Origin of the sequence: Streptomyces sp. NPDC049970, assembly GCF_040660235.1 — a bacterium.
In the GTDB taxonomy this organism is placed as follows: Bacteria; Actinomycetota; Actinomycetes; order Streptomycetales; family Streptomycetaceae; genus Streptomyces.
On the sequence record NZ_JBFALP010000001.1, the window covers coordinates 681,800 to 697,579 of the forward strand.

At 70.5% G+C, this 15,780-nt stretch carries 11 protein-coding genes; 6 read left to right on the forward strand and 5 right to left on the reverse strand.

Annotated features, from left to right (window positions below):
• Window positions 1-66 precede the first annotated feature (66 nt).
• Window positions 67-738, forward strand: coding sequence for a hypothetical protein (locus AB0I83_RS02980; RefSeq protein ID WP_363303446.1), 672 nt, complete (start codon window positions 67-69; stop codon window positions 736-738).
• 733 nt (window positions 739-1,471) lie between these two features.
• Here AB0I83_RS02980 and AB0I83_RS02985 read toward each other — a convergent pair.
• On the reverse strand, window positions 1,472-2,005 hold the full coding sequence (locus tag AB0I83_RS02985; protein WP_363303359.1) for a TerD family protein: 534 nt from the start codon (window positions 2,003-2,005) through the stop codon (window positions 1,472-1,474).
• 333 nt (window positions 2,006-2,338) lie between these two features.
• On the reverse strand, window positions 2,339-3,874 hold the full coding sequence (locus AB0I83_RS02990) for an alanine/glycine:cation symporter family protein (protein WP_363303360.1): 1,536 nt from the start codon (window positions 3,872-3,874) through the stop codon (window positions 2,339-2,341).
• 1,206 nt (window positions 3,875-5,080) lie between these two features.
• On the opposite strand from AB0I83_RS02990, the gene AB0I83_RS02995 reads away from it, so the two are divergent.
• From AB0I83_RS02995 to AB0I83_RS03005, 3 genes are all read left to right on the forward strand, one after another.
• Entirely contained in the window at window positions 5,081-5,656 is a 576-nt protein-coding gene (locus AB0I83_RS02995; protein WP_363303361.1) for a hypothetical protein, read from the forward strand.
• Between the two features lie 95 nt (window positions 5,657-5,751).
• Window positions 5,752-8,625: an ATP-binding protein gene (locus AB0I83_RS03000; RefSeq protein WP_363303362.1), complete on the forward strand. Its 2,874-nt coding sequence runs from the start codon at window positions 5,752-5,754 to the stop codon at window positions 8,623-8,625.
• A gap of 5 nt (window positions 8,626-8,630) precedes the next feature.
• A complete protein-coding gene (locus tag AB0I83_RS03005) occupies window positions 8,631-11,126 on the forward strand; it encodes a hypothetical protein (protein ID WP_363303363.1) in 2,496 nt (831 codons plus the stop codon).
• 506 nt (window positions 11,127-11,632) lie between these two features.
• On the opposite strand, the gene AB0I83_RS03010 is transcribed toward AB0I83_RS03005, so the two are convergent.
• From AB0I83_RS03010 to AB0I83_RS03020, 3 genes are all read right to left on the reverse strand, one after another.
• Window positions 11,633-12,553, reverse strand: coding sequence for a DUF2510 domain-containing protein (locus tag AB0I83_RS03010; RefSeq protein WP_363303364.1), 921 nt, complete (start codon window positions 12,551-12,553; stop codon window positions 11,633-11,635).
• Window positions 12,554-12,679: 126 nt separating this feature from the next.
• Window positions 12,680-13,351, reverse strand: a complete 672-nt coding sequence (locus AB0I83_RS03015; RefSeq protein ID WP_363303365.1) for a response regulator transcription factor — start codon at window positions 13,349-13,351, stop codon at window positions 12,680-12,682.
• 3 nt (window positions 13,352-13,354) lie between these two features.
• Window positions 13,355-14,308, reverse strand: coding sequence for a HAMP domain-containing sensor histidine kinase (locus AB0I83_RS03020; RefSeq protein ID WP_356530189.1), 954 nt, complete (start codon window positions 14,306-14,308; stop codon window positions 13,355-13,357).
• A 210-nt stretch (window positions 14,309-14,518) separates the two neighbouring features.
• Between AB0I83_RS03020 and AB0I83_RS03025 the strand changes: the two genes are divergently transcribed.
• Window positions 14,519-14,875, forward strand: coding sequence for a hypothetical protein (locus tag AB0I83_RS03025; RefSeq protein ID WP_363303366.1), 357 nt, complete (start codon window positions 14,519-14,521; stop codon window positions 14,873-14,875).
• Window positions 14,876-14,975: 100 nt separating this feature from the next.
• A complete protein-coding gene (locus tag AB0I83_RS03030) occupies window positions 14,976-15,707 on the forward strand; it encodes an FCD domain-containing protein (protein WP_363303367.1) in 732 nt (243 codons plus the stop codon).
• The last annotated feature ends 73 nt before the right edge of the window (window positions 15,708-15,780 follow it).

Consider the following 15,780-nt stretch of genomic DNA (forward strand, 5'->3'; position numbering starts at 1 on the left):
TTGGCGCAGTCCGCGACACCGGAGCTGGGCCGGACCACTGGTCGAAAGGAGGGGAGCTACTTGGAGGTGCCTGACAGCCACCGCGGGGCTGATCCAGCTCCCGGAATCGCGGCCCATTTTCGGTCGACTCTGTGGGGGCCGGCAGAGTTCGTCGGCGTTCCGGGGGCAGGCATTCTGACTCGTGGTCTCGCGGTCGGGTTCCTCGGCGTCACCTTGATCACCGGTGCGGGAGTCCTGGGCATGTGGGCCGGTCCCTCGGCCCTCCGCAGCGGGGAGGCCGGGTTGGTGCTCGTCGCCGCACTGGTGCTGTATCTGGCGGTTCTGCGGGCCGGGCGCATCCTCATAGGGCTTGTGGGAGTGCTGGGTATGTGTCTCGCTTTGGCGGCGCCCCAGGCTGCGGCGGGGCTCGCGCTGGCCAGCCGGGGCCAGGTGCAGTCTGCTCACGTCACCTCCGTCGAGAGCAAGGGACACCAGCAGCATCGCTTCCTGTGCGAGGTGGACCCAGACGGGCCCGGAGTCTCCCCGCGCATGAAGATCTGGCGGGGGTGCACCGGCTTCACCGACCCGGGGGACGTGCTCACGGTTCTGTACGACCCGGCGGGACGCGCACCGACCCGTGGAGTAGCACAGCCGGGTGAGCAGGCAGCGGCCGAAGTGCGCCTGGCCACCCTTGCGCTGGTCTTCGCCGGTGGAACGACGCTCGCGGTTGTGCGGTCCTTTCGGCTTACGCTGCCATGAAGCACGTTCCCAGTTGCCTCTGATCAGCACTGTGTACCCGGACGGTGCAGCCGCACATAGGCGGGCTGCGGAGACGTGCGTCGTGGACCACCACGGATGCCAGGCGCGTCGGGGAGCCGGCGCCGGCTCAGTCGGCTCTTCGAGCCGAGGCCGTCCATAGATTCTCCAGCTCGTCGACGCGCCCTCGCCGGCACTTGCCCGGCGCCAGCACATCCGCATCCGCGTCGGCTGCATCCTGGCCCCCGGGATGCGACGGGACGAACGCGTGGTGAGTCGACAGCCCTTGGCCACGAACTCCGCGAAGACGGCCGACGAGCACTTCCGAGCCGTCTGCGGACTGCTACGACGGCTATGCCCGACTGCTCACCAGCGCCGCAGCTACCGGCAGGCTCCTCACTCGCGCCGAGCGTGAGGCTCCGCGGACGTTCGGCGAGCAAGCTGCCACTGACGGTGTCACCCTGCAACTGCGGTGATCGGGACCTGCATCCTGAACTGGCCCGCACAGGGGCCTCTGACCTGCTCCCGGAGCTCGGCCGGTTCATCGGCGCCTTCAGTGGTTTGCTACACGCATACAGTGGATTGGTGGATGAGCGTATGGCAGGTCAGGACCGCTGGTAGCGATGTGGTGGGGAGACGTCGTGGCCTTGGCCTCTGCCTTCGCCAGGCCTGCCTGCAAACGTGTCAACCGGCACACCAGGCTTGCGGGCTCATGTTCGACCTGTAACGAACACGCCTATGGCTGCGTGGAGCGGCCCATCTCTGCTGTGAAGAGCAGCGGATCACTGTCGAACCCGCGGATCATCTGCCGAAACTCCCACGCTCCGGAAGCCTGCCGTACGAACTCAGCGACCGTTGCCGCACAGGATCCGCTGACCTGGGAGAAGTTGTCCTTGAGGAGCTCCTCGTATCCCTCGGCAACCAGGACTCCGGCGTTCGAGATGTCGGCGAACACCTTACGGCCGTCGTTCTGGTGGATTGCCACACCCACGACAACCCGTGCGAAGGAGGAAGCGAGGCGATCGAGCTCCAAGGTCATCTCTTCGACGTAGCCGAAGCCTTGCCCTGTCTGGCTGTGCCTACTCATGTTGATGGTGCCGTCCGGTGAGCGGCTGTCGAAGTGGACGACGTAAGCAGGCGGCCCGTAAGTGGCGGCTTCCGAATAGGTGGTGGCGATGATGTCCAAATGCAGTGGTGACTCATTCCACGGATTGGGATCCCACTTGAGTCGCACCGCGACCTTCCCCACACTCCGGCTGTCGCTGCTCACCCTTTGGCTGCCTCTCCCCAGTCGAACTACTGCAACGGGCCACCGGGCAAGTATGACCGACTCCAGTTCGGGCGACGCTTTGAACAGCCGGATCAGTGCGCTGTCCAGGCTCGCGGCGGGACGGCTGCCACGCGTGGTGCGGCGTTTCCCTGCCGCTGGAATGCTGACCTGCCAGGGAGGGCGCCGTGGTAGCGGAGCGCAGGAGGTCACCCGCACTGACCGACTGGGGCTGCCCTGTCCGGTGACTGTCCGAGGGCGGCGAAAGGGCCCGTGCCCGACGCGCATGAAGGCGCGAGAGGGACACGGGCCCGTGAGGGCCTGGCGGTCAGCCGGTCATACCGTGTTCTCCGCCTGCTCCCGGTCCTTCCCGCTTTCCGAGGGTCCGCCCGCCTTCCGGTCCTTTACGTACTCCAGGAAGGTGTTGAGTTCGCGCTTGACGACCGGGGCGAGGAGGTAGAGGCCGATGATGTTGATGACGGCGAGCGTGAACAGGACCGCGTCGGCCAGGTCGATCAGGGTCTGCAGGGTGAGCAGCGATCCTGCGACGGCGAACACGGTGTAGAGGATCTTGAAGGTCAGCTCGCTGGTCCGGCTGCGGCCGAACAGGTACGTCCACGACTTGAGGCCGTAGTAGCCCCAGGTCAGCACCGTTGAGACGGCGAAGAGCAGCACAGCGACGGTGAGGACGTAGGGGAACCAGGGCAGGACCGTCTCGAACGCGTCGGAGGTGATGGTGACGCCGCCGATGTCTTCGCCGGCGCGGCCCTCCGCCCAGCTGGCCGGGTTGGCGATGACGATGGTCAGAGCGGTCATGGTGCAGATGACGACGGTGTCGATGAACGGTTCCAGCAGCGCGACCAGGCCCTCGCTGGCGGGGTGCTTGGTCTTCACCGCGGAGTGGGCGATCGGGGCGGAGCCGAGACCGGCCTCGTTGGAGAAGGCGGCCCGCTTGAAGCCGATGATCAGTGCACCGAGCACACCGCCGGCGACTCCCTCGGGGTTGAAAGCTCCCTCGATGATGGTGGCCACGGCGTCCGGGACGGCGGTGACGTTGACCAGGATGACGACGAGGCACGCGGCGATGTATATGCCGGCCATGGCAGGGACGAGCCTGCTGGTGACGTTGGCGATGGAGCGGATGCCGCCGAGGAGCACGATACCGACGAGCGCGGCGATCAGGATGCCGAAGAACAGGGCACCGGCGGAGGAGCCCAGCGCGCCGTCCTCGCCACCGGTGACCGAGACCAACTGCGCGTAGGACTGGTTGACTTGGAAGAGATTGCCGCCGAAGAGGCCGAAGAACAGGATCATGAAGGACGCGAGGACCGCGAGGACCTTGCCGAGAGCCTTGCCGTTCTTGCCGAAGCGTTCGGCGAGGCCCTTGGGGAGGTAGTGCATCGGACCGCCGGAGACGGTGCCGTCGGCGTGCACCTCGCGGTACTTAACGCCGAGAGTGACCTCGACGAACTTGGTGGCCATGCCGAGAAGACCGCACAGGACCATCCAGAAGGTGGCACCCGGCCCGCCGATGGAGACGGCGACGGCCACACCGGCGATGTTACCGAGGCCTACCGTGCCGGAGACGGCGGCCGTCAGCGCCTGGAAGTGGTTGACCTCGCCGGCCGAGTCCTTCTCGTCGTACTTGCCCCTGACCACGTCCACGGCGAGTCTGAACTTGCGGAACTGGATGAACCCGAACCAGCCGGTGAAGACCAGACCGGCGACGACGAGCCAGGCGACGATGAGAGGCAGATCGGTTCCGCCTACGGGGACGGCGTAGAAGACCACCTCCCCCAGCCACTTGGCTATGGGCTCGAAGAAGCCGCTGACGGCTTCATCGACGGACCGGGTGACGGAGTCGAGTGACAAGATGACTACCTCGGTGGCACGGGGACGGCAAACAGGAGTTGTCGCCGGATGAGTGATCTCTGAGCGAACGTCGTTGTCCGATATGCGGCCCCTGGTGTGCGGTGCTGCTTGGCGCCGCCATCACGTCGGGGCCCGGTGCGGATAGGGGCCGATCCTCCGCAGCACGGTTGTTGGTGGATTCACCTGCGGAGTTGCGATTTTGTACCACGCCTTTACCGAACCTTGGGTGATGCATCTCACATCGCTACTGGTGATCGCGGAAAGTCCCAGCCAGCGAGACAGGACCGTTATTCGACCGCAGGGACGTGTGCTGTATGCACTTACCTCTGTATCGAGTTGACGCAGTTCGCCGGCCGTCACGAACGTCGCGCCCGGCAGGCCGGCGCGTCGCTTCCCTCGGTGAAGCGGGCCGGACACCCGGACCCGACGGGACAGAGCTCGTACAGCTGTAGCCAGGTCGCGTGCGGCGCAGAGCAGGTGAACGGGGTTGCGGGTCGTGCCGCGGAAGGAGTGCAAGTCAGCCTGCGCCGCTTCGACGGCTCACGTGCCGGTGGGCCAGCCGGTGTCACCGGTGATGACCGGGTTCAGGCCGGGGGAGGTGTAGCGGACGACGCCCCAGCCGGCGATTTGAATGGCGCAGGGGGAGGGGAGCACTCCAGGCGAATGCCGCCTGGTTCGCCCTCGCGGCCCATCTCACCCGTGCCGCCGGCGCTCCGGCTGGCGACTTCGACGCCGAAGCGGCCTCCGCCACGATCCGCGACCGCCTGATCGACCTGCCCGCCCGCCTGGCCCGCTCTGCCCGCCGCCTCACCCTCCACCCGCCCGAACGCCGGCCCTGGAGCGAGTACTTAACCCGGTTGTTCCACGCGGTGCATCAGCCTCCGAACTCCTGACGTGCCGTGCCCGACCCGCCCGAAAGGGGCCCGAGACCTGTGGACATGTCAAAGGCCACGGCAGGCCGGCGGATGCTCCCTGACCGAACTCGCAGAGCAACCAAGGGGCGATTCGAAGCCTCCCCCGGAGCGATCACTTCGGAATCAAGCCGGTGGATCGAGGCTCAGTACGTCGGATTCGGGTGAACTCCCGTTCATCTCGTGAATTTCTGCTACAAATTTTCTGGACGGTTGATCAGATGGCGCTGCGAGCCCCTGGACACCCGTCCGGGCCCAACGGGTTCGTGACACTCCGTCATTATCTGGGGGACACGTGAGCGATGCGTTGGAACTGACAGTTCTGGGGGCGGGGCTCCCTGCGGCCTTCGGCTTCCTCTTCGGCCACTTGGACCGCATCGTCGGGCGCCGCCTGGCCCGGCAGGACGGGGAGGCCGGATCCGGCGAGGGGGAGGAACCGGTCGCGCTGCCCGTCTGCCTGGACGGCGACCCCGGTGAACTCACGCCCGACCTCGACCTGGCCGATCAGGTGGCGGGATCCCTGCAGACCCTCTACGGACGGCTGGGCCCCTACGCCCTGGACGCCCGGCGGCTGACCCCGCAGGCCCCGGGGCTGGCCGACGACCTGGGCGCGCTGCGCACTCTGCTTGAGGCGGTCTACGGAACGCGCCTCACCTTTCGCGGCGAGTCGCGTGAGGCCACGAGCATGCGCGCGACCGTCGACGCGGCCGACATCGAGGGCGTGGTCAAGGGCATCGCGGTCAGAGGAGCGTGGGGGACGGAACAGGGCTGCCTCGACGCCTCGGTGACGGCGCGGAACGTGGGACGTACGGGCCATGTCACCGGCATCGACGTGGACGGCACCGGTCGCGGCGAGCCGACGGACGCCTGACCGGCACGTGACGCAGCGCTGCTCGGCCCAGTGCCACCGGGCCCTGTCCGCGTGGAGACGCCACCAACGACTCGCTTCGTAGGAGACCGCGTCGTATGACAGCGCGTGAGACGTCGGCGCAGCCCCTGAGTCCTACCGCGGTCCGGCGCGCGGTACGCGACTGGCTGCTGGCGGAGGACGACCAGGTGTCGCCGGTACTGATCGTCACCGCCTCCCAGCCCGAGGCGCTGGCCGCGCTGTTCGACGAGGCGCTCGGGATCTGGCGTGCGCGGGTGCGTGGCGGAGGCGGCGGTTCCGACGGAGGTGAGCCCGGCTGGGCCCGGTGGACGGCGGACGGCGTGTTCGCTCCGGACAGCGCCGACGAGACCTATGCCGGCCGTCTGCTCGACCTCGCCGGATCAGGGGGCGTCCCGGCGGACACCCGGCGTCCCGGTCCCGGGTTGCTGGTCGTCGACGACCTCGACGAACTGCGGGCGAGGGTGTCACGAGCCGTCGCCAAGGCGGCCCGTCCGCGACCGGACCCGCGGACCGCCGGAGTGCGTCTGCTGCTCGGTGCCGCGACGGGTTCGGAGGCGATACCCGAGGAACTCGACCCCCGGACGAAGATCCTCACCCGGGCCCACATCCACCCGCGGACCGCGGCCCACGACCGGATCGTCGCCTGGGCCCGGGATCCCGGTGCTCCGGAGATCCTGCTCGTCAAAGGTCCCTCCGGCGCCGGCAAAACGGTGCTGCTGCGCCAGGTCCTCGACACCCTGGCCGAGGACGACCGCGTCGACATGGCGTTCGACCTGCTGCGCGACAGTGAGTCCGATCTGCGTCCGCTCACCACGCCGGCGCTGGTGGCCGGTCTGCGACGCGCCCTCGAAGGCGAGGGTGCGGCCGTCCGGCTGAGCGATCTGTTCAAGGGCCCCGTCACCGCGAACGTCACGGCCCGAAACGTCACCAGCAGCATCACCGGGATCAGCATCGTGGCCGGGAGCGCCGACCCCAGCCTCGACCAGGTTCTGTCCTGGTTTGAGAACCGGCCCGGGCGGCCGGCGGAACGCAGGCAACTGGTGGTCCTCGTGGACGCCCTCAACGAACTGAACGACGACCCGAGGGCGGATCTCGGTGGTCTGCGCACCCTGATCGCCGCGATCGTGCAGCGTGGCCGGTCCGCTCCCTCCGGACCCGGCTGGGGGGTGAAGGTCCTGCTGTCCTCCACGGAGACGCCCTCCTGGCTCTCACCGTCCCGCACGGTCGACCTCACCGGCCCGGAGGTAGACGAGGAGATCCGTGCCTACGCGCTCGACCGTCTGCTCGGGGGCTCCGTCCCGGCCTCGGCCGAGGGCGAGATCGCGCAGCAGGTGGTCCAACACTCCGGGGGCCTGTTCATCGTCGCGTCCGGAAGTCTCGATGTGTGGGAGGACGAGGGCCGGCTGCCCGAACCCTCCGAGGACGCGGTGCCCAGCGCGGTGCGGCACTTCGAGGACCGGTTCGACCGCCTGCGGACGGCGGTTAACGACAGCGGCGACGACCGGCGCATGCGGGACTGGGCGGACATCGCCCGCGTCCTCACGATCGCGGCGCTGTTTCCCCAAGGGCTCACGGAGAGAGAACTGGCCGGCATCTGGACCGCCCGCACCGGTGACCCGGTCGGGACGGAATGGACCGTGTCCTGGCCGGAGGATCTGCCGACGAGGCTGGCCTCGGGGCCGGCACGCCAGTTCCTGGTGTTCCCCGGACCGCGTCACCCCGACGCCCGCGTCCGGGTGCGCCACGCCAGTATTCGCGACGCCGTCCTCGCGGGCGCCGAGCCGCGCGAGGCACCGGACGGATCGCTCGCCGTCGACCCGGCCCGCCTCGTCCCCCGGCCGGGCATCGGTATGACCGCGGAATTGGAGCGCTTCGTTGTGGCGTTGACTCCGCTGGAGGGCGGTCCGGGGTGGGACGCGGTGCACCGCCGACTGGCCGTGGCGCTCGTGCCGGACGTCCTGACGCGGCTGCTGGGCCGTGTTCTGGGCGACCGCGTCGACGCCCGAGGCTCGCGGGACCGTGTGATGGGGTGGCTGCGCGCTCTGGTGGAGGACTGGTCCTGGTGGGAGTCGTTCATCGGCGCCCACGAGGATGCCGAACTCCCGCTCGGCCTGCCCCGGCTCGAACGCCATCTGACCGCGCTGGTCGCGGTGCCCCGGTTCGACGCAGCGGCCGTGGTGCTGTGGCCGGACGGGCTTCCCCCCGTGCAACTCCCGGAGAACGGACAGGCAGAGCGACGGCGTCCGGTTCCGCCGACCAGGGGCCCGCGGCCCACCCCGAAGAGGACGCACTACGCCTCCCTACGCTATCCGTCCGTGCGCGCCGTCGTAGAAGGCCAGTACCGGTTCCCCACGAGAGACCAGGCGCTCGCTCAGTTGCGGATCATCGCCACGACGTTCACCCAGTCCCGGCAGCTCTGCGATCTGGAGGACGACGGGGACGTGAGCGTGCTCTGGATCACCGGGTACGCGCTCCTGCCCGAGGAGACACGGCGAGGCGTCCGCGGCCACTACGCGCGTGTCCGGGTCGCGCGACGCGACGATGCGTGGACCTTGCTCGTGGAACCCGTCGAGACGATGATCAAGCCTCCCGTGCAGGACCGTCCGCCTCCCAACCCCCGGACCCCGCGCGATGCCCCGAACTGGGGCCACCCCGTCCTCCGCAGGGTCCGCCGCAACAGCAGAACTCCGGCTGCGGCCGCCTACCCCACGTGGGCGGCGGCCCAGCGCGACCTGGACGTCCTGCGCGACGAGTTCCCCAAGGTCGCGATCCCCACCCTCGGCCGCCTCTACACGCTGGTCTGGGAAGGCGGGCGCCGTGAGCGCGGGCTCGTCCCGACGGTGAGATACGTGATGAGTATCGAGGAGTGCGAAGGGGGTTACCTGATCCGGGCGCAGCTCAACGAACAGCGCGGCGACGGAGACCGGCCCCCGGCAGAAGGGGGAGCATGATGGGCGTGCGACTGAGTGATCTGCAGCGTGCCCTGCACGAGCAGATCGGAGAACTGCCCGCGAAGGAGTGGGCCGCCGGGCCCGAGACGCTGCCGCAACAACTCCTGCACCAGGAACGCACCTCCGGCCGGGCGGACAGCGCGCTGGCCGGACTGATGGCGGCGCGCCTGCGTCAGGTCACGACGACTACCCACCGAGTGGGGCTGGCCACCCGGTGGTCCACCGCACGGACTCGTCCCCGGCTGCGCAGTCGTGCCGGGATGGTGACGGCGCTCGCCGCGTCCGCCGACGGTGCTCGCGTGGTTCTGGGCGGCCTCGACGACGGACTGTGGCTGTGGACACCGGACGCCGCCGACGGGGAGCTCACGTCGCTGGGCCGGGTCGCCGCGCCCATCACCGCGGTGGACCTCTCCCCGGACGGACGGCGGGCCGTCACCAGCGACGCGTCCGGCGTGGTCACCGCCTGGGAGCCGGGGGTGCCGGACGGTGCAGGACAGCTACGCCTCGGCCGGCACCTGAGCGCCGCGCGGGACGTCGTACTGCTGGACGGTGGCGACGTCGTCTCCGTGGGAGACGACGGACGGCTGCTGCGCTGGCCCACCGGAGCCGGCACGTTTTCGCCCGTCGGGGACCTGCGCGACGGGGGCGGGGAGTGTTTGGCCACGCTGACGGCGCCGTTGTCCGCCGTGGTGGCGCTGGGGCGACACGTGGTGGTCGTGACCAACCAGGGCCGGGCCTGGCGCTACGACCTCGACTACCCCTCGCACGCGGTGGAGCTGACGCCGCTGCCGGCGGGTGACGGCATCACCGCCCTCGCCGTCGCGCCCGGCCGCCGGGAGGTCGTCGGCATCGACCAGGGCAACGCTCTGCTGGCCTGGCCGTTGGACGATCCCGAGGCCGGTCCTCGCGAGGTGGGGCGGCACGATCTGCGCCTGTGGTCTCTGGCTGTCGCCCCGGACGGGCAGAACGTCGTCGCTGGGGCTGTGGACGGCCAGGTGCTCGCCTGGTCGCTGGACCGTGTGGCGGCCCCGCGACCGTTGCAGCGGCACGAACGCGCGGTGACCGCGGTCGCCTGCTGCGTGCCACGGACGTCGCCCGACGGCGGCACGCCGTCCCCCACCACGGTGATCAGCGGCGGGAAGGACGGGCTGGTCCTGCGGGGGCGGCTCGACGACGAGGAATCCCCGCCGAGCGACAGGGCGCGCATCGACACCTGGGCCGTCGCGGCGGTCGATCCGGACACCCGGGTGATCACCGGTGGCCGACGCGGCGTCCACCGGTGGGATCTGACGAACGGCGACACCGCTCCGCGCCCGGTGCGGATCTCCGGCACCGCGGTACACGCCGTGCTGCTGCTGGGAGCGGACGGCCCGCTGGTGTGGATCGCCCAGAGCAAGCGCGACCTGTGGGTGCAGGAGTCCATCGTCGCCCCCGGGCCGCCGCGGCGGCTGACCCGCGCGACGGCGGGCGGCTACGAGACACTTGCCGCCTTGCCGGACGGGAGGCGGTTCGTCGCGGCCACAGCCACGGGAGAGGTGGAGGTGTGGGACTTGGTGTCCGGCACCGCCGAGTCCCTGGGGACCCACGGGAACCGTCCCCTGCGGGTGCGCGCGGTGGCCACCGCTCCGGACGGGCGGTGCGCGGCCACGACGGGGCACGACCGGCAGGTCTGCCTCTGGGATCTCGACTCCCGTGGCCGTACCCCGCTGGGCCGGCTCGACGGCCACGGGCGGGCGCTGGCGTTCTCGCCGGACGGTGAGCGGCTGTACGCGGGCGACAGTGAGGGCGGCGTGCGGTGTCTGCCGCTGCGAACCAACGCCCGGCCGTGGACGGTCGGGGAGCTCGGGCAGCGTTCCGTGGTGCGGTCCCTCGCGCCCCTGCCCCGTGCGGGAGCTGTGGCCGCCACCACGAGTGAAGGTTCGGTCGTGCTGTGGCCCGACGCACCGTCCGATGCGGACCCGAAGCCGTTGACCCGGCTGGTGATGACCGGCACGCCGCTTCGCCTGCTGCCCAATACCCGCGGACTGCTGGTGACCGGATTCGACGGAGGCCTGACCCAGCTGGAGCTGATGACGGCCGGGAATCTTTCAGCGTGTTCGGCGGCGCCGAACCGTCCCCTCGCACCGGTCCCGGCCGGTGTGCGCACCGGGACCGCTAAGGTCGCCGTCGCCGACCAGTGGTGGCTGAACCGCCTGCCGCGCCGTCCGGACCTGGCGACGCTGCGCGGGCACCTCATCGCGGCCGGAGCCGGGACGACGGTCATGCTCTGTTCCGACGCGCCGCAACTGGCCAGGTTCCGGGCTCGGATGGAGGAACTGGGCTGGACCGTGCGCACGGCCGAGGCGGACCAGGCAGCCCGCCGGGCCGAGTTGCTCGCCCTCGTTCGCGAGGCTGACGGCGCCGGCCACCCGGTCGTTCTGGTGTCCGGCGATTCCGAGCTGGTGGCCTCGGTCCGCCGAGCCGGGCTGACCGCGGAGATCGTGAGCGAGCCCGAGTACTGAACGGCGCCGCGCTCGAACCGGTCGCCTGAGAGAGCAGCTGGACACCGAGCGGAAGGCGGCCGTGCCCTTGCCGGAAATCTCGTCCGTGCAGGTCGAGCCGTACGAGGGAGTGGTCAAAGGAGCGGTGGTGTCATCCGTGCCAGAGCGCGGCGAGGCCGGGGTGGCGTTGCAGGGTTCCACGGGGGCGGCTTGGGGACCACATGATGTGCGCGATGGTGCACTAGGGAGCCTGCTGCGCACACTATCCACCCTGGGTCCACTACATCCAGAAAATGCCGTTGGCCTCTACTCCTCGGGTCAAGGGGTCGCAGGTTCAAATCCTGTCGTCCCGACTCGAGAGAGTCGCAGTCCGAAGGGCTGGAGCGGAGGAATCCGCTCCAGCCCTTCGCGCGTTTCACGGGTTCTGCGGAGCCGCGCAGGGCTCACCCCCGGTCCTCGGGGGCGTCGCGACGGACGGAGGCCGTACCGGGGTGTCCGGTACGGCCTCCGTCGTGCGGGGGAAGTGTTCAGGCGGTCTCGCCGGAACCGGCGGCCGCGCCGGTTCCTTCGGCCTTCTTGATGCCTTCGGTGATGTCGTCCAGGACCGAGAGCTTCGGTGCCTTCGCGTTGACGTCGAAGCCGGAACGGATGACGACCAGCATGCTCTTGATGTTGGGCGACGGGAACGCGAGCGACTCGACGTAGCCGTCGTCGCCGTTCTTCGTCACGACCTTCCAGCGCACCGCGTAGCCCTTCTGCCCGGCGACCGTGACGGCCTCGGACCTGAGCTCCTCGTGCGAGGTGATCCCGCCGTAGATCTTCTCGCCGTACGACTCCTCGGCGTTGGCCTTGATGTCGGCCTCGGCCGCGGCCTTCGCCGTGGTCTCCTCGATCTTCAGGGCCTGCGCCGGTGCGGAGAACACCCCGCCCCGTACGCACTTCTGGTCCGTGTCGCCGGGGCAGGCGTACTCGCCGGTCGTCAGGCCCGCGCCGATCGGGCCCGACTGGCCGGTCCAGCCGTCGGGCACGGGGATGCTGATGCCGCTGGCCGCGTCGGTGGCGTACCCCTTCTCGGTCTGCGGCAGTTGCTGGTCCGGGTTCCCGCCCTCGCCGCCGTCCTGCCCGCCGTTCCCGCCGCCGCCCTGGCCGCCGTCCGGTGCACCCGGGAGGCGTGGGCTCTCGGCGGGGTTCCGGGGGGCGCCGGCCGAGTCGCTGTTCGCGCCGTCGGAGCCGTTGCCCAGCATGTACGCGCCGCCGCCGACGGCCGCGAGGAGGACGACACCGGCGGCGATGCCCGCCCCGATGCGAATGCGACGGCTCCGGACCGTCGCGGGAGGTATCCGGAGCTGGTCGGTCCAGCGGCTCCCGTCCCACCAGCGTTCCTGTGCGGGGCCGATTCCTGAGTGCCCGGGGTCTGGATGCCAGCCGGGCGGGGTCGTCTGGGTCACAAGAGCACCGTAGGCGCCCAGGCTGAGAATCGTATGAAACGCACAGCGTGGTCGTAGTCACGTCCCAGGTGGCCGAGCCGCCTGTGAAACGGAGTTCGCGCGGTGTCGCGCCCGGCGGGACCCTTCCTACGGCTCGATCAGCCCGGCCCGGATCGCGTACCGGGTGAGTTCCAGGCGGTCACGGAGGCCCAGCTTCTGGAGCAGATTGGCGCGGTGCCGCTCGACCGTCTTGACGCTGATGACCAGCAGCCCCGCGATCTCCTTGGACGAATGTCCCTCCGCCACCAGCTTGAGGATCTCCTCCTCGCGCTCGGTGATCGCCCGCGCCGGCACGTCGCCCCCCTCCTTCACCCGGTCCAGGTAGTTCCTGATCAGGGCTGTGACGGCGCCCGGATAGAGGAACGGTTCGTCCCGCATGGCCGCCCGGCACGCCTCGACGAGGTCCCGGTCGGCCACCGACTTCAGTACGAACCCCGAGGCGCCCGCCTTCAACGCCTCGAAGAAGTACTGCTCGTTGTCGTACATGGTGAGCATGAGGATGCGCAGTTCCGGCATGGTCCGGGAGAGCTCGCGAGCAGCCTGGAGGCCCGTCAGCCGTGGCATCGCGATGTCGAGCACGGCCAGGTCCGGCCGCTCCGCGCGCGCCATCTCGATGGCCTCGGCGCCGTCGCCCGCCTCGGCGACGACCTGGAGATCCGGCTCGCCGTCGAGGATCAGCCGCACGCCTCTGCGGACCAGGGCGTGGTCGTCGGCGAGCAGGATGCGGGTTCTCCCGGAGCCGGCGGGGGAGTGGGCCATGGGTCAGTCACTTCCGTTCCGTACGGGCACGTCGAGGCGTACGTCCGTGCCGCCCGTGGCGACGTCGCCGATGGTCAGCTTGGCGCCGATGAGCAGGGCGCGTTCGCGCATGCCGCGCAGACCCGCGCCCTCCGGGGCGTCCCCGATTCCACGGCCGTCGTCACGGATGCGGAGTTCGACGCCGACCGCGCTCCGGCGCAGGGAGAGTTCGAGCAGGGCCGCCCCGGCGTGCCTGACGGTGTTCGTCGCGCACTCCTGGGCGATGCGGTAGACGACCAGCTCGGCCTCCTCGCCCAGTTGGGGGAGGTCCTTCTCCATCCGGCGCCTGATCGTCAGGCCGTTGGGCGTCGGCGTCTCGGTCGTCAGGGCCGTCAGCGCGCTGACCAACCCCAGCTCCTCGAGGACCCCGGGACGCAGCCGTCGCGCGATCCGCCGGATCTCGTCCAGACTGCCGCGGGTGATCTCCTGGACCTGGGCCAGCTCCTCACGCAGCGGATCCGGGGCGTGGCCGGTGACCCTCTTCAGTTCTAGCAGTACGGCTGTGAGCGTCTGGCCCACCTCGTCGTGCAGTTCCTGTGCCACGCGGCGCCGCTCGGCCTCCTGCGCCCAGAGGGCTCGGGCGCTGCTGGTCGCACGTTCCGCCTCCAGGCGGTCCAGCATGCTGTTGAACGTCTCGATCAGGGCCGCGACCTCCCCTTCCCCGGCGACCTCGGGACGGGGACGCGGGCTCAGCAGGTCGATCGTCGCCATCGCCCGGGTGACCCTCTGCAGCGGGGCGAGCCCCAGGCGCAGGAGCAGGGCGTTCGCGCCGAGCATCAGCGTCATGCCGCCCGCCAGGATGAGGGCCTCGGTCAGCACCACCGGGGCCGAGACGGTGATCGGGCCGAGCAGCAGAAGGGCCCCGGCGGCGACCAGCACCGCGGCGTTGAGCAGGAAGATGCGCCAGAACAGGGACAAGACCGCACGGCCTCCTTCGGACGGGTACGCGGGTGACCACTGCCTCAACTATCGCCGCTCCGCGGCGGCGCGCGGCCGTGCGGGGGTTCCGCGGCCGCGTCTGCATGGTCGGCCCCGCCCAAGATGGGTGCCGCCCCCTATGGCCGGCGGCCCCCGTCCGCCGCGACGATGGAACCGGCCCAACGGGTTCTGATCCGGGAGGGAGTCACCATGCCCCACTACGACGAGCGGCTGAGCGGCATCGAGGAACGGCCCCACGACGACGAGCGGTCGAGCGGTCCTCGGGACCGGAGGTCCCGTCACGACGAGCGGCCCGGCGGCACCGAGAGCCGGCCGCGAACCGGGGACCCGGAACACCCGGTCGCGCCCCGACGGGGTGCCTCGCGCGGACGCCACGACGGCCTCGTGCTGCTGTGGCTCGCCGTCGGGGTGGTCGCGCTGTTGGCGGGGATCTTCATCGGCCACGGCCTGCTCATCGCCGCGGGCCTGGTGGTGGCCGGGATGGCGGGCCAGCTCCTCGACCCGCGACGGACGCGCTCGGCGAGCCGGGTGCCGCGTTGCCGCTGAGACCTTCCGCACCTCGTCCGCCCTTCCGGGCTTTGGTCCGACCACACACCCTGTGTGACATAGTCGTTCCATGTGTATCGCCCGGAACAGGGAGTAACGGATGCCCGTCGAGTGGCAACCCGTCCGGCAGTCCCGCACCCACGAGCTCGTGCTCCGGAGCATCGAGGAGCAGGTCCTCGCCGGAGAGCTCAAGGCCGGTGACCGCCTGCCGCCCGAGCGGGAGCTCGCGCCGGTGCTCGGCGTCAGCCGTTCCGCGCTGCGCGAGGCGCTCAGGGTCCTGGAGACCATCGGCGTACTGGTCGCCCAACCGGGGCGCGGCCCGGACTCCGGCGCGCGCATCGTCCGGAACCCCGACGACGCGCTCGGCCGCCTGCTGCGCCTGCACTTCGCACTCGGCAGCTACAGCCTGCACGACGTGCTGGAGGCGCGGGTCGTGCTGGAGCGGTCGAGCTGGGAGGCCGCCGCCCGGCACGCCGGTGCGGAGGACCTCGACGCGGCGGAGCGGCTCGTCGGCCGGATGGGGCAACCGGACCTGGGTGTGGCCGAGTTCAACGATCTCGACACCCGTTTCCACGTACTGGTCGCCGGGAGCTCCGGCAACGCGCTCACCTCCACTCTCACCTCGGCGGTGCGCGAGTCCGTCCGCCCGCTGATCCTCCGCGCGCTGGAGGCGGTCGACGACTGGCCGACGACGGCGGGCGCACTCAACGACCAGCACGCCCAGCTGCTGCGACTGGTGCGCGAGGGGCGGGGCGGCGAGGCGGCGGACCTGGTCGAGGAGCACATCCGGGGCCTGCACGGGACGCTGGTCGACGGGGACGGCTCGCCCTAGGGGGCGTCGGGCCTGTTGTCGACGGGAGCGGGAACGGCGCGCGCACCGTTCCCGCTCCCGTCCGGCGTTCCCG

What these genes read in the sequence shown, in the direction of transcription:
- AB0I83_RS03000 (WP_363303362.1), top strand. Translation starts at nt 5,752, where the DNA reads ATGACAGCGCGTGAGACGTCGGCGCAGCCCCTGAGTCCTACCGCGGTC.
- AB0I83_RS03015 (WP_363303365.1), bottom strand. Translation starts at nt 13,351, where the DNA reads ATGGCCCACTCCCCCGCCGGCTCCGGGAGAACCCGCATCCTGCTCGCC.
- AB0I83_RS03025 (WP_363303366.1), top strand. Translation starts at nt 14,519, where the DNA reads ATGCCCCACTACGACGAGCGGCTGAGCGGCATCGAGGAACGGCCCCAC.
- AB0I83_RS03030 (WP_363303367.1), top strand. Translation starts at nt 14,976, where the DNA reads ATGCCCGTCGAGTGGCAACCCGTCCGGCAGTCCCGCACCCACGAGCTC.